Here is a 13,308-nt window from a genome sequence, read left to right as displayed (position 1 = left end):
GGAATTTAAAAAGAATCGTGGAATTGTTAGACTAATGCTTTTATATAGGGAAAAGGTGGTGAACTACTGTGGAAGTTACTGACGTAAGATTACGCCGCGTGAATACCGATGGTCGCATGAGAGCGATTGCATCCATCACGCTGGATCACGAATTTGTCGTACATGATATTCGTGTGATTGATGGAAACAATGGTCTTTTCGTTGCGATGCCGAGTAAACGCACCCCTGATGGAGAATTCCGCGATATTGCTCATCCTATTAATTCCAGCACGCGGGGCAAGATCCAGGATGCTGTTTTAAATGAGTATCATCGTTTGGGTGATTCTGAAGCATTAGAATATGAAGAAGCCGGGGCTTCTTAAACATAACAAAATGTAAGGACTGCTGATAAAGGCTGACACAAGGCCTTTTCCGGCAGTCCTTTTTTAAATCTGATTTTTCAGTAATAAAGCGATTACATAGAAAATTCTTGCACTTTTTGATGTCTTCTTGAAATCAACAGCTATTTAGGATATATTTTTCTATGGATAAAAGGGATATTGGAGGCCATTAAATGGATAAGCGGTTTGCAGTGATTTTAGCTGCCGGAAAAGGAACGAGAATGAAATCGAAGCTTTACAAGGTCCTTCATCCGGTATGCGGAAAGCCTATGGTAGAGCACGTCGCAGACGAAGCTCTGAAATTATCTTTAGCGAAGCTTGTCACCATCGTAGGACACGGCGCCGAAGATGTGAAGAAGCAGCTCGGACAGAAAAGCGATTACGCTCTCCAAGCAGAACAGCTCGGTACGGCTCACGCGGTCAAACAGGCAAAACCATTTCTTCACGGAGAAAAGGGTGTCACGATCGTTATTTGCGGCGATACACCGCTTCTGACGGCGGAGACGATGGAAGCCATGCTGAATGAACATACAGACAAAGGTGCAAAAGCCACGGTGTTAACGGCCGTTGCCGACGATCCCGCCGGATACGGAAGAATCATCCGCAGTGAAGACGGCGCCGTTCAAAAAATCGTGGAGCACAAGGATGCTTCGGAGCAAGAACGTCTTGTGAAAGAAATTAACACGGGAACGTACTGTTTTGATAACGAGGCTCTTTTTCGTGTCATCGAACAGGTTTCGAATGAAAATGCCCAAGGCGAGTATTATCTGCCGGATGTGATCGAAATCCTCAAAGACGAAGGCGAAACTGTTGCCGCTTACCAGACTGGTAACTTCCAAGAGACGCTCGGAGTGAATGATAGAGTCGCTCTTTCTCAGGCTGAAATGTATATGAAAGAGCGTATTAACAAACGGCATATGCAGAACGGAGTCACTTTAATCGATCCGATGAATACGTACATCTCACCTGACGCACGTATCGGACAAGATACAGTTATTTATCCCGGAACTGTGTTAAAGGGACAAGCTGAAATCGGCGATGAATGTGTCATCGGCCCCCACACTGAGATAGAGGACAGCTCAATCGGCAGCCGCACTGTGATTAAACAATCCGTTGTCAATCGCAGCAAAGTTGGGAATGATGTAAATATCGGTCCTTTTGCTCACATCAGACCCGATTCCGCAATCGGCAATGAAGTGAAGATCGGAAACTTTGTTGAAATCAAGAAAACACAATTCGGCGACCGAAGCAAAGCATCTCATTTAAGCTATATCGGTGATGCCGAAGTGGGCACGGATGTGAATCTGGGCTGCGGCTCCATCACGGTCAATTATGATGGGAAGAAAAAGTATTTAACCAAAATTGAAGACGGCGCCTTTATTGGCTGCAACTCCAATCTGGTCGCTCCTGTTACAGTGGGAGAAGGCGCGTACGTCGCTGCGGGTTCAACCGTAACTGAAGATGTGCCGGGCGAAGCGCTTGCCATTGCCAGAGCAAGACAAGTAAATAAAGAAGATTATGTGAAAAACATTCATAAAAAATAATCCTAAAATCGGAGGTTTACCATGTCTAACGAATACGGAGATAAGAATTTAAAGATTTTTTCTTTGAATTCAAATCCAGAACTTGCAAAAGAAATCGCGGATAATGTAGGGGTTCAATTAGGAAAGTGCTCTGTTACAAGATTCAGTGACGGAGAGGTCCAGATCAACATAGAAGAAAGTATTCGCGGCTGTGATTGCTATATCATTCAGTCTACAAGTGCGCCGGTCAACGAGCACATCATGGAATTGCTGATTATGGTTGACGCTTTAAAGCGCGCTTCCGCGAAAACAATCAACATTGTCATTCCGTACTACGGTTATGCGCGCCAGGACAGAAAAGCAAGATCACGTGAACCGATTACGGCAAAACTTTTTGCAAACCTGCTTGAAACAGCGGGTGCGACACGCGTGATCGCGCTTGATTTACACGCGCCGCAAATTCAAGGTTTCTTTGATATTCCGATTGACCACTTAATGGGTGTTCCGATTTTAGGCCATTACTTTGAAGGTAAAGACTTGAAAGATATCGTTATTGTTTCTCCTGACCACGGCGGTGTGACGCGCGCCCGCAAACTTGCGGACCGTCTGAAAGCGCCGATCGCGATTATCGACAAACGCCGTCCTAGACCGAATGAGGTAGAAGTGATGAACATCGTCGGTAACGTGGAAGGTAAAACAGCGATTCTGATCGATGATATTATTGATACGGCCGGCACAATCACACTTGCCGCTAACGCGCTGGTTGAAAATGGAGCTGCAGAAGTGTATGCATGCTGTACGCACCCTGTACTGTCAGGCCCTGCCGTTGAGCGGATCAATAACTCTAAAATCAAGGAGCTTGTCGTAACGAACAGCATTAAGCTTCCTGATGAGAAAAAAATCGAACGCTTTAAGCAGCTTTCTGTCGGACCGCTTCTGGCTGAAGCGATTATCCGCGTTCACGAGAAACAATCTGTCAGCTATTTATTCAGCTAAACCGAAACTTTAAGGTTTAAATCCCAGTTATTGTGGGTATTGTTCTAATAGGACGATAAAACGATAATTAGGATGGTGCTGAATATGGCAACTTTAAAAGCAAATGAAAGAACAGATTTTAAACGTTCGACGCTTCGGAAAATCCGTCATTCAGGACATGTTCCAGGGATTATATACGGTAAAGAAATAACGAACACGCCTGTCTCTTTAGACAGTGTTGAATTGCTTAAAACATTGCGGGACGAAGGAAAAAACACGATTATCACAATTGATGTCAACGGAAATCAGCAATCGGTTATGGTGACTGATCTTCAGACAGACCCGCTCAAAAACGAATTGACGCACGCCGATTTTCAAGTCGTGAATATGAGTGAGGAGCTGGAGGCCGAGGTGCCGATTCAGCTGACGGGAGAGGCGAAGGGAGTCAAAGACGGAGGCGTCATCCAGCAGCCGCTGCATGAGCTTTCGATCAAGGCTAAGCCGAAGGACATCCCTCAGACAATCAATGTTGATATTTCCGGGCTTGAAATGAATGATGTGCTGACCACCGCAGATCTGACTGCTGACGGCAATTATACATTTACAAACGACCCGGAAGAAGTCGTGGCTTCCATCCTTCCTCCTAAGCAGGAAGCATTCGAAGAAGATGCAGAACCGTCTCCTGGGGAAGAGCCCGAAGGAGAAAATCAATAAGCGCTTTAAGACGTAACCCGCCCGAGGTTACGTCTTTTGTGCTAGAATGAGAAGAATTACAGCGATGTTGAGGGAGGATTTACGATGCTTGTGATTGCCGGTCTCGGTAACCCGGGAAAAACCTACGAGAACACGAGACATAATGTCGGCTTTATGGCCATTGACGAGCTTTCTAAAGAATGGAATATTGAATTGAATAAAACGAAATTCAACGGACTTTACGGAATGGGGTTTGTTTCCGGAAAAAAAGTTCTACTTGTTAAACCGCTTACATATATGAATTTATCAGGGGAATGTTTGCGGCCGCTACTGGATTATTATGATGCCGATCATGAAGATCTGAAAGTCATATACGATGACCTTGATCTTCCGACGGGAAAAATCAGGCTCCGGACGAAGGGGAGCGCAGGCGGACATAACGGAATTAAATCGCTTATACAGCACCTCGGAACCCCTGAATTTGACCGGGTCAGAATCGGAATCGGCCGCCCCGTCAACGGAATGAAAGTCGTTGACTATGTACTGGGAGCTTTTACGAAGGAAGAAGCGCCGCATATCAATGATGCCGTCACAAAAACCGTAAAAGCCTGCGAAGCTTCCTTAACGAAACCATTTTTAGAAGTCATGAACGAATTTAATGCAAATGTATAAGATAAATAATGGGAGACCATACTAGGGAAAAATGATTTTTTCACATCAGGAGGTCCAACGTATGGCTTTGCATTATTTCTGCCGCCACTGCGGCTTTAAGGTAGGGAGCCTGGAATATTCGACGGTGCCGACACAGTCACTTGGATTTCAGCACTTAACAAATGAGGAAAGAAACGATATGATTTCATATAAAGACAATGGAGATGTCCATGTTCTTACAATTTGTGAAGACTGCCAAGAGGCGCTGGAGCGCAATCCGCACTACCATGAACACAACACATTTATTCAATAAGAAGCTTTGGTGTAGATTCTAGACCAAAGCGTTTTTCTGTTCTTGCAGAAAATAGAGAGGAGGGCCCATATGGACAACATTCAAACCTTTATTAAAGAAAGCGATGATTTTAAATCCATTGTCAACGGTTTACATGAGGGGCTGAAGGAACAGCTGCTTGCGGGTCTGTCAGGTTCCGCGCGTTCTGTTTTTACCTCCGCCCTTGCACAGGAAACGAAAAGGCCGATTTTCTTTATCACCCATAATTTATATCAGGCCCAAAAAGTGACGGAAGATCTGACGGCGCTTCTCGGGGATCAATCTGTTTTTTTATACCCCGTGAATGAATTGATTTCTTCAGAAATTGCGGTAGCGAGCCCTGAACTGCGCGCTCAGCGGCTTGATGTCATTAATAGATTAACAAACGGAGAAGCGCCGGTCGTTGTGGCGCCCGTTGCGGCAGTGAGAAGAATGCTTCCGCCGAAGGAGCTGTGGAAAAGCAGCCAGCTCGTCATTTCACTCGGAGACGAAATAGAACCGGATCAGCTGTCCGCGCGCCTTGTAGAGGTGGGGTATGAGCGTTCCGATATGGTTTCTGCACCCGGTGAATTCAGTATTCGCGGCGGAATTATCGACATTTATCCGCTGACGTCGGAGCATCCGGTGCGAATTGAACTGTTTGATACGGAGGTCGATTCCATCAGAAGCTTCAATTCTGATGACCAGAGATCAATTGAGACGCTCAAACATGTGGCGATCGGACCGGCGAAGGAATTGATCATCAGGGCGGAAGAAAAAGCCCGGGCGATGGAAAGGCTCGATAAAGGGCTTGCCGACAGTCTGAAAAAGCTGAAGCAGGACAAACAAAAGGAAATGCTTCATATCAATATCTCACATGATAAAGAACGGTTATCAACGGGACAGACTGATCAGGAACTTGTGAAGTATCTCTCGTACTTTTACGAAAAACCTGCTAGTTTGCTAGATTATACACCGGCAGACACGTTGTTACTGTTAGACGAGGTCAGCCGCATTCATGAAATGGAGGATCAGCTGCAAAAAGAAGAGGCCGAATTTATGACAAGTCTGCTCGAGGAAGGGAAAATTCTGCATGACATTCATTTATCCTTCAGCTTTCAGGAGCTTATGAGCGAAAAGCGGCGCCCGGCTATTTATTATTCATTATTTTTGCGTCATGTCCAGCATACAAGCCCTCAGAATATCGTGAATGTGACAAGCCGGCAGATGCAGAGTTTTCACGGGCAGATGAATGTGCTCGCAGGTGAAATGGAGCGCTTTAAGAAATCAAACTTCACCGTCGTCTTTTTAGGCGCAAATAAGGACAGAACCGACAGATTGGCATCCGTGCTGGCTGATTACGAAATTGAAGCCGCAAAAACGGACAGCTCCAAAGCGCTTGTGCAAGGACAGGTCTATGTCATGGAAGGCGAGCTGCAATCCGGTTTTGAACTGCCGCTGATGAAGCTGGCCGTCATTACGGAGGAAGAGCTGTTCAAAAACCGAATCAAGAAAAAGCCGAGAAAGCAGAAGCTGACAAATGCCGAACGGATCAAAAGCTATTCCGAGCTTCAGGTCGGTGACTATGTCGTCCACGTCAACCACGGGATCGGTAAGTATTTGGGGATCGAAACACTAGAAATCAAAGGCATTCATAAAGATTACCTCAACATTCATTATCAGGGCAGCGATAAGCTGTACGTCCCTGTAGAACAAATCGACCAGGTGCAGAAGTACGTCGGCTCTGAAGGAAAAGAACCGAAGCTTTATAAACTGGGCGGCAGTGAATGGAAACGGGTGAAGAAAAAAGTTGAAAACTCCGTTCAGGATATTGCCGATGATCTGATTAAGCTTTATGCGGAACGGGAAGCAAGCAAGGGCTATGCGTTCTCGCCGGATCATGAAATGCAGCGGCAGTTCGAATCTGCTTTCCCTTATCAGGAAACAGAGGACCAGCTCCGTTCCATTCAGGAGATTAAAAAGGATATGGAAAGAGAGCGCCCGATGGACCGTTTGCTTTGCGGTGATGTGGGTTACGGGAAGACGGAGGTAGCCATCCGAGCGGCCTTTAAAGCGATCGCCGACGGAAAGCAGGTCGCGCTTCTTGTGCCGACGACAATACTCGCGCAGCAGCATTATGAAACCATTATGGAGCGTTTCCAGGACTATCCGATTAACATCGGTCTTCTCAGCCGATTCAGAACGAGAAAAGAATCCAATGAAACGATTAAAGGCCTGAAAAACGGAACGGTAGACATCGTAATCGGAACCCACAGGCTCTTATCTAAAGACGTCGTCTATAAAGATCTCGGCTTGCTCATCATTGATGAAGAGCAGCGCTTCGGCGTAACGCATAAGGAAAAAATCAAACAGATCAAAGCCAATGTCGATGTGCTGACTCTTACAGCGACGCCGATACCGCGCACGCTTCATATGTCCATGCTCGGTGTGCGGGACTTATCTGTTATTGAAACGCCGCCGGAAAACCGTTTCCCTGTTCAGACATATGTCGTGGAATACAACGGCGCGCTTGTGCGGGAAGCCATCGAAAGAGAACTGGCGCGCGGAGGACAGGTATATTTCTTGTACAACCGCGTGGATGACATCGAGCGGAAGGCTGATGAAATTTCCATGCTTGTTCCCGATGCGAAAGTGGCATATGCCCACGGAAAAATGACCGAAAATGAATTGGAAAGCGTCATGCTCAATTTTCTGGAAGGGGAATCAGACGTCCTTGTCAGCACGACTATTATTGAGACAGGCGTAGATATACCAAATGTCAATACCTTGATTGTGTTCGACGGAGACAAAATGGGGCTGTCTCAGCTGTATCAGCTGAGAGGACGGGTCGGCCGTTCCAACCGCGTCGCTTACGCGTATTTTACGTACCGCAGAGACAAAGTGCTCACTGAGGTGGCGGAAAAACGGCTGCAGGCGATTAAAGAATTTACCGAGCTGGGATCAGGCTTTAAAATCGCCATGCGTGACTTGACGATCAGGGGAGCGGGGAACCTTCTCGGCGCCCAGCAGCACGGCTTTATCGACTCAGTCGGTTTTGACCTGTACTCGCAAATGCTCAAGGAAGCGATTGAAGAGCGGAAAGGCGATATTCCGAAAAGCGAACAGTTTGAGACAGAAATTGATATCGAGCTTGACGCGTATATTCCTGAAAACTATATACAAGACGGCAAGCAAAAAATCGACATGTACAAACGGTTCAGGTCAATCGCCACAATTGAGGAGAAAAATGAGCTTCAAGATGAAATCATCGACAGGTTCGGCAGCTACCCTAAAGAGGTTGAATGGCTGTTTACGGTTGCTGAGATGAAGGTATACGGAAAATATGAACGCGTCGAACTCATCAAGCAGGATAAAGACGCGATCAGATTTACCATTTCTGAAGAGGCCAGCGCACAGATTGACGGCCAGAAATTGTTCGAACTCGGCAATAAATACGGCCGGCAGATCGGACTGGGAATGGAAGGGAAAAAGCTGAAAATCTCAGTACAGACGAAAGGCCGCAAAACGGAAGAGTGGCTGGAGACCGTGCTCGGCATGCTGAAAGGCCTTCAGGATGTGAAGAAAGAAACAATCGCGTCTTCATAAAAATTGTTACTCTCTGGTGTATATTACATTTGATGTGACGGATACTAATTTCAAGCGAGTGGCGGAAGCTACATAAAGTAAAGAGCTTTAGTACTTTCCCTTAAATATCATCACATGAAAGAGAGGCACCAGAGAGATGAAAGCTACAGGTATCGTACGTCGTATTGATGATCTAGGACGGGTCGTCATTCCTAAAGAAATTCGGAGAACACTGCGAATCAGGGAAGGAGACCCGCTTGAAATATTCGTTGACCGCGACGGAGAAGTTATATTGAAAAAATATTCTCCTATCAGTGAGCTTGGCGATTTTGCGAAGGAATATGCAGATGCTTTGTATGACAGTCTCGGCCATTCCGTCTTGATTTGCGACCGTGACGCGTATATTGCCGTTTCAGGCAGTTCGAAAAAAGAATTTCTGAACAAAGCCATCAGCGATTTGCTCGAAAAAACGATGGATCAGCGCAGCTCAGTGGTAGAAAACGACGTGAAGTCCGCGCAGCTTGTTAATGACATTGATGAAGATATGAGCTCCTATACAATAGCTCCGATCGTGGCAAATGGCGATCCTATCGGTGCCGTAGTCATCTTTTCCAAGGAACAGGCACTTGGAGAAGTAGAACATAAAGCGGTAGAAACGGCAGCCAGTTTTTTGGCGAGACAAATGGAGCAGTAGGTCTTATTACCATTATTGAAATAAGAAAACGGAGAAAGAGCAGCCCTTATACAAGTGCTGTTCTTTTTCATATTCATATGTGCTCTCTATCGGTTCGGCCGTTAGGATTGTGATATAATAAGCTCGTTTTATAGACGTAATTTTCTAGCGGCTGGAAGGAGCTTTTGGATGAACGATTCAGTTGGCGCCAAGCGGCAATCGGCATGGAAAGGTGCTTTTGTGCTCGTCGTTGCGGGTATCGTGACGAAGATATTAAGCGCCGTGTACAGGGTTCCTTTTCAGAATATTGTCGGTGACGTCGGATTTTACATTTATCAGCAGGTGTATCCGTTTTTAGGGATCGCGGTCATGCTGTCAACATCCGGTTTTCCGGTTATCATCTCAAAATTAATGAACGATTATAGCGATCATAAACAAAAAATAATGAAAATTTCCGCCCTTTATGTCACGGCGGCCGGACTTGTTCTGTTTGCGCTCATGTATGCCGGTGCGGCGCCGTTGGCCGGTTTTATGGGTGACGCCCGCCTTGTGATGCTGATAAGGGTCGCGGCGTTCGCTTTCATACTGTTTCCGTTTACGGCGGTTTTCCGGGGGTATTTCCAAGGCGTGCATGATATGATGCCGTCAGCCTTATCCCAGATTACGGAACAGCTTCTTCGCGTGGCGGTGCTTCTCGGTTTATCCTTCTGGCTTTTGAAAAGCGGCCGTTCATTATACGCCGCTGGTGCGGGGGCGGCCTCGGGATCAATTGCCGGAAGCTTGGCAGCCCTTTGTGTATTGGCTGTTTTCTGGTATAAGCGGGAAGAAACCAAGAAAGACGGCGGACATATCGCAACGGCCGTCATTGTAAAAAAGCTGCTGCTTTATTCAGTCACCATCTGTATCAGCAGTGTACTCATGCTTTTGATTCAGCTTGTAGACGCCTTAAACTTATATTCACTGCTTTCAGACGGGACGGAGAGCCATGCCGCGAAACAGCTGAAAGGCATATATGACCGCGGACAGCCGCTCCTTCAGCTGGGAACCGTGTTTGCCGTCAGTATCGCCGCGTCATTGGTTCCTTCAATTTCAAAAGCGGTGCATGAGAATAAGCCGTTTATCATAAAAGAGAAAGCGACATCAGCCGTCAAGCTCTGCCTTGCGGTAGGGATCGGTGCATCAGCCGGGCTTTTTTGCATTTTAGAGCCGGTGAATATCATGCTTTTCCAAAACAGTGAGGGGACGCAGACCTTACAAATATTCAGCTTATCTATCTTTTTTGCCTCGATTGCGCTTACAGCAGCCGCGATTCTGCAAGGAGCGGGACATACCGTTTTCCCCGCCGTATCCGTTTTGGCGGGAGGGGCGCTGAAATGGGTGCTGAATGTTTGGCTGGTCCCCGGCTGGGGTATTAGAGGAGCGGCACTGGCGACCGTCTTGGCATTTGCCGCAGTTGCGTGCCTGAATCTCCGGAGAATTTGGTCGAAGGGCTGGCTGACGAATATCGGCGGCGTGATTGCCCGTCTGTGCTGGTGCAGTCTGCTGATGGTCTTCTTTCTGCTCGTATATATGAAGCTATGGCAGTTATTTGTTCCCGTCAGCAGGGCCGGAGCTGTATGTGAGAGTCTGTCTGCGTCAGTCATCGGAGGGCTATTGTTTATTTATTGTATGATAAGAATGAAGATTTTCACGGACGAAGAGCTGAGCGGCCTTCCTTTCGGCAGTGCTTTAAGCAAATTGAAAAAGAGGAGAGAAAAACATGGCAGGTAACATTACGGTCGTCGGCCTCGGCGCCGGAGACATGGATCAGTTGACAGTGGGCATACATAAGCTGCTGACTCAGGCGAAGCATTTATATATAAGAACGAAAGACCACCCTTTGATTCCGGAATTAGAGCAAGAGACGGAAGCGGACATCCGGTATTTTGATGATATTTATGAAAAACATGATCAGTTTGAAGCGGTCTATGAAGAGATCGCGGACATTCTGTTTGAAAAAGCGAAGCAAGAGGATGTCGTCTACGCTGTTCCCGGACATCCGTTTGTCGCTGAGAAAACCGTTCAGCTGTTATTTGAACGCCGGGAAGAACAACAGGTAGCTGTTCATACTGCCGGAGGGCAAAGCTTTTTGGATGCCACTTTTAATGCATTGCGAATTGATCCGATTGAAGGGTTTCAATTTACGGATGCGCAAACAATGACGCCGGATGAGCTCGAACTCCGCCATCACCTGATCATTTGCCAGGTTTATGACCAAATGACGGCCTCTGAGGTGAAGCTGACGCTTATGGAGAAATTGCCTGACGACTATGAAGTGGTCATCGTCACGGCAGCCGGAAGCAAGGGAGAAAAGATGACCAAGGTGCCTTTGTTTGAGCTTGACCGCAATGTAGAAATAAATAACTTAACAAGCGTGTATGTTCCGCCGATTAAAAAAGAAGAACTCCTTTACCAGGAATTTTCTGCATTCCGAAGTATTATTCGCGAGCTTCGCGGGCCGAACGGCTGTCCGTGGGATCAAAAGCAGACACACCAGTCATTAAAGAAATATATGATTGAGGAATGCTACGAACTGCTTGAGGCCATTGACGAAGAGGACACGGATCACATGATAGAAGAACTCGGGGACGTCATGCTTCAGGTTATGCTGCACGCCCAGATCGGAGAAGACGAGGGGTATTTCTCAATTGATGATGTCATCAGAGACATCAGTGCGAAGATGGTCAGACGGCACCCGCATGTGTTTAAGGATGTTAAGGTTCAGGATGAACATGATGTCGTCGCCAACTGGGAAGAAATCAAAAAGGCGGAAAAGCAAACAACATCCACTTCATTGCTGGATGCCGTGCCGAAAACACTGCCTTCTCTTGCAAAAGCGGCCAAGCTTCAGAAAAAAGCCGCAAAAACCGGCTTTGACTGGGATGACGTTCAGGATATATGGGATAAAGTAAATGAAGAGCTGAAGGAATTTTCTGCAGAGGCTTCCGCCGAATCAGCAGATGAAATCAGCTTAAAAGCTGAATTCGGCGATGTTTTATTTGCATTGGTCAATATCGGCCGATACTATAAAATTGAGCCTGAGGAAGCGCTCGCCATGACAAATGACAAATTCCGCAGACGCTTTGCTTATATTGAGAAAGAAGCGGCAGCAAAGGGACTTGAATTGACCGCAATGTCACTTGAGGAAATGGACAAATTGTGGGATGAAGCAAAAGAAATGGAGAGGAGATTCTGATATGAGACTTGATAAGTTTTTAAAAGTATCCAGATTAATTAAACGCCGCACATTGGCGAAAGAGGTCGCCGATCAAGGGAGAATCACAGTTAACGGGAATCAGGCGAAAGCCAGCTCAGACGTAAAAGCCGGCGATGAACTGACGGTCCGCTTCGGCCAGAAGCTTGTCACCGTGAAGGTAAACGAATTGAAAGAAACAACGAAAAAAGAAGAAGCCGCGGGCATGTATACAATCGTCAAGGAAGAAAAACTCGGCGAATAGGCTTGTTCTAAACAAGGCTCCCGTCTCATACAATGCAGTAATAATGCTAAAAGTATCGAGGATATGGGGGCTGAATAGATGAATTCATATTATGAGCAAAAAGGTTCTTCTTCTGTTCCGGAACAGCATGATGTAACGATGAAAGGGAGAAAGCATTTAGACATTTCGGGCGTCAAGCATGTAGAAAGTTTTGACAACGAAGAGTTTTTGCTGGAAACGGTTATGGGAATGCTTTCCGTCAGAGGCGAGAACCTGCAGATGAAAAATCTTGATGTGGAAAAAGGGATTGTATCTATAAAAGGCAGGGTGTTTGACCTTGTATATTTAGACGAGCAGCAAGGGGATAAAGCTAAAGGGTTTTTTAGCAAGTTGTTTAAATGACGCTGACCACCCAATTTTATACGATGCTGGCAATGACCGGTATGGGCGCCTGGCTCGGAGCGTCGCTTGATACATACAGGCTGTTTGTCAGCCGCGCCAAAACGGCCAGATGGCTGTTATTCATTCATGACATTCTCTTTTGGATTGTACAAGGTCTGCTGTTTTTCTATGTGCTGCTCAACGTGAATGAAGGGGAACTCAGGGTATACATTTTCTTGGCTGTCTTACTGGGGATTGCGACGTACCAAAGCCTGTTTAAACGAATGTATATAAAAATACTGAAATTTGCCATTCATCTTGCGGTGTCTCTTTACCAATTCGCAAAAAAGCTCATTCAGCACGTGCTGTTCCGTCCGGTGCTTCTGCTCTTTAAGCTGCTCATCGGGCTGATCACGGTTATTTCTTTATACTCCTATCGGGTGAGTGCCTTTTTTGCGAAGTGTCTTTTTAAGATCGTAACGTTTTTGCTGTATCCGCTGTTTTTCCTGTTGAAACAATTATTGAAACTTCTTCCTGAAAAGTGGCGTCTTACTTTCAAACGATATTTTCAAAAAAGTGCAGGATTTTTACAAAAGAGCAAGAAACTAATCATAACAATCAGATCGACCATGATACGTATTTTGAAAAGGTGAAAGGAGGA

General features: G+C 46.2%; 13 protein-coding genes. All 13 read left to right on the top strand.

Going from position 1 to position 13,308, the window contains the following annotated elements; translation table 11 throughout:
- Window positions 1-68 precede the first annotated feature (68 nt).
- Complete coding sequence (gene spoVG / locus BGM27_RS19315; RefSeq protein WP_004264660.1) at window positions 69-362, top strand: septation regulator SpoVG; 294 nt, start codon at window positions 69-71, stop codon at window positions 360-362.
- A 191-nt stretch (window positions 363-553) separates the two neighbouring features.
- On the top strand, window positions 554-1,924 hold the full coding sequence (glmU, locus tag BGM27_RS19310; protein ID WP_004264658.1) for a bifunctional UDP-N-acetylglucosamine diphosphorylase/glucosamine-1-phosphate N-acetyltransferase GlmU: 1,371 nt from the start codon (window positions 554-556) through the stop codon (window positions 1,922-1,924).
- Between the two features lie 21 nt (window positions 1,925-1,945).
- The gene (locus BGM27_RS19305; protein WP_007409928.1) at window positions 1,946-2,899 is read left to right on the top strand and encodes a ribose-phosphate diphosphokinase; all 954 of its coding nucleotides are present in this window, start codon (window positions 1,946-1,948) and stop codon (window positions 2,897-2,899) included.
- An 84-nt stretch (window positions 2,900-2,983) separates the two neighbouring features.
- Window positions 2,984-3,592 (top strand): 50S ribosomal protein L25/general stress protein Ctc, encoded by a 609-nt coding sequence (locus BGM27_RS19300; protein WP_007409929.1) that lies wholly within the window; start codon window positions 2,984-2,986, stop codon window positions 3,590-3,592.
- 84 nt (window positions 3,593-3,676) lie between these two features.
- Window positions 3,677-4,243 (top strand): aminoacyl-tRNA hydrolase, encoded by a 567-nt coding sequence (pth, locus tag BGM27_RS19295; protein ID WP_007409930.1) that lies wholly within the window; start codon window positions 3,677-3,679, stop codon window positions 4,241-4,243.
- A 61-nt stretch (window positions 4,244-4,304) separates the two neighbouring features.
- Window positions 4,305-4,535: an anti-sigma-F factor Fin gene (gene fin, locus BGM27_RS19290; protein ID WP_004264650.1), complete on the top strand. Its 231-nt coding sequence runs from the start codon at window positions 4,305-4,307 to the stop codon at window positions 4,533-4,535.
- A gap of 69 nt (window positions 4,536-4,604) precedes the next feature.
- Window positions 4,605-8,138, top strand: coding sequence for a transcription-repair coupling factor (mfd, locus tag BGM27_RS19285; protein ID WP_007409931.1), 3,534 nt, complete (start codon window positions 4,605-4,607; stop codon window positions 8,136-8,138).
- Between the two features lie 136 nt (window positions 8,139-8,274).
- Window positions 8,275-8,811 carry a stage V sporulation protein T gene (gene spoVT / locus BGM27_RS19280; protein WP_004264646.1) on the top strand — a complete coding sequence of 179 codons (537 nt, stop codon included), beginning with the start codon at window positions 8,275-8,277 and terminating at the stop codon, window positions 8,809-8,811.
- Between the two features lie 168 nt (window positions 8,812-8,979).
- The gene (locus BGM27_RS19275) at window positions 8,980-10,560 is read left to right on the top strand and encodes a putative polysaccharide biosynthesis protein (protein WP_007409932.1); all 1,581 of its coding nucleotides are present in this window, start codon (window positions 8,980-8,982) and stop codon (window positions 10,558-10,560) included.
- Complete coding sequence (gene yabN / locus BGM27_RS19270; RefSeq protein WP_007409933.1) at window positions 10,550-12,025, top strand: bifunctional methyltransferase/pyrophosphohydrolase YabN; 1,476 nt, start codon at window positions 10,550-10,552, stop codon at window positions 12,023-12,025. The genes BGM27_RS19275 and yabN overlap by 11 nt, the downstream gene beginning before the upstream one ends.
- 1 nt (window position 12,026) lies before the next feature.
- Window positions 12,027-12,287: an RNA-binding S4 domain-containing protein gene (locus tag BGM27_RS19265; RefSeq protein WP_007409934.1), complete on the top strand. Its 261-nt coding sequence runs from the start codon at window positions 12,027-12,029 to the stop codon at window positions 12,285-12,287.
- A gap of 78 nt (window positions 12,288-12,365) precedes the next feature.
- Window positions 12,366-12,668: a sporulation protein YabP gene (yabP, locus tag BGM27_RS19260; protein WP_004264638.1), complete on the top strand. Its 303-nt coding sequence runs from the start codon at window positions 12,366-12,368 to the stop codon at window positions 12,666-12,668.
- The gene (gene yabQ / locus BGM27_RS19255) at window positions 12,665-13,300 is read left to right on the top strand and encodes a spore cortex biosynthesis protein YabQ (RefSeq protein ID WP_007409935.1); all 636 of its coding nucleotides are present in this window, start codon (window positions 12,665-12,667) and stop codon (window positions 13,298-13,300) included. Before yabP ends, yabQ begins: the two co-directional genes overlap by 4 nt.
- The last annotated feature ends 8 nt before the right edge of the window (window positions 13,301-13,308 follow it).

This window comes from Bacillus sp. FJAT-27001 (assembly GCF_019039175.1).
Taxonomy (GTDB): domain Bacteria; phylum Bacillota; class Bacilli; order Bacillales; family Bacillaceae; genus Bacillus; species Bacillus velezensis.
This window is presented reverse-complemented; position numbering and strand designations above follow the sequence as displayed.

Coding starts and splice junctions, on each gene's coding strand:
- yabN (WP_007409933.1), top strand. CDS start 10,550: ATGGCAGGTAACATTACGGTCGTCGGCCTCGGCGCCGGAGACATGGAT.
- spoVT (WP_004264646.1), top strand. CDS start 8,275: ATGAAAGCTACAGGTATCGTACGTCGTATTGATGATCTAGGACGGGTC.
- mfd (WP_007409931.1), top strand. CDS start 4,605: ATGGACAACATTCAAACCTTTATTAAAGAAAGCGATGATTTTAAATCC.
- BGM27_RS19265 (WP_007409934.1), top strand. CDS start 12,027: ATGAGACTTGATAAGTTTTTAAAAGTATCCAGATTAATTAAACGCCGC.
- yabP (WP_004264638.1), top strand. CDS start 12,366: ATGAATTCATATTATGAGCAAAAAGGTTCTTCTTCTGTTCCGGAACAG.
- glmU (WP_004264658.1), top strand. CDS start 554: ATGGATAAGCGGTTTGCAGTGATTTTAGCTGCCGGAAAAGGAACGAGA.
- yabQ (WP_007409935.1), top strand. CDS start 12,665: ATGACGCTGACCACCCAATTTTATACGATGCTGGCAATGACCGGTATG.
- BGM27_RS19275 (WP_007409932.1), top strand. CDS start 8,980: ATGAACGATTCAGTTGGCGCCAAGCGGCAATCGGCATGGAAAGGTGCT.
- fin (WP_004264650.1), top strand. CDS start 4,305: ATGGCTTTGCATTATTTCTGCCGCCACTGCGGCTTTAAGGTAGGGAGC.
- pth (WP_007409930.1), top strand. CDS start 3,677: ATGCTTGTGATTGCCGGTCTCGGTAACCCGGGAAAAACCTACGAGAAC.
- BGM27_RS19300 (WP_007409929.1), top strand. CDS start 2,984: ATGGCAACTTTAAAAGCAAATGAAAGAACAGATTTTAAACGTTCGACG.
- BGM27_RS19305 (WP_007409928.1), top strand. CDS start 1,946: ATGTCTAACGAATACGGAGATAAGAATTTAAAGATTTTTTCTTTGAAT.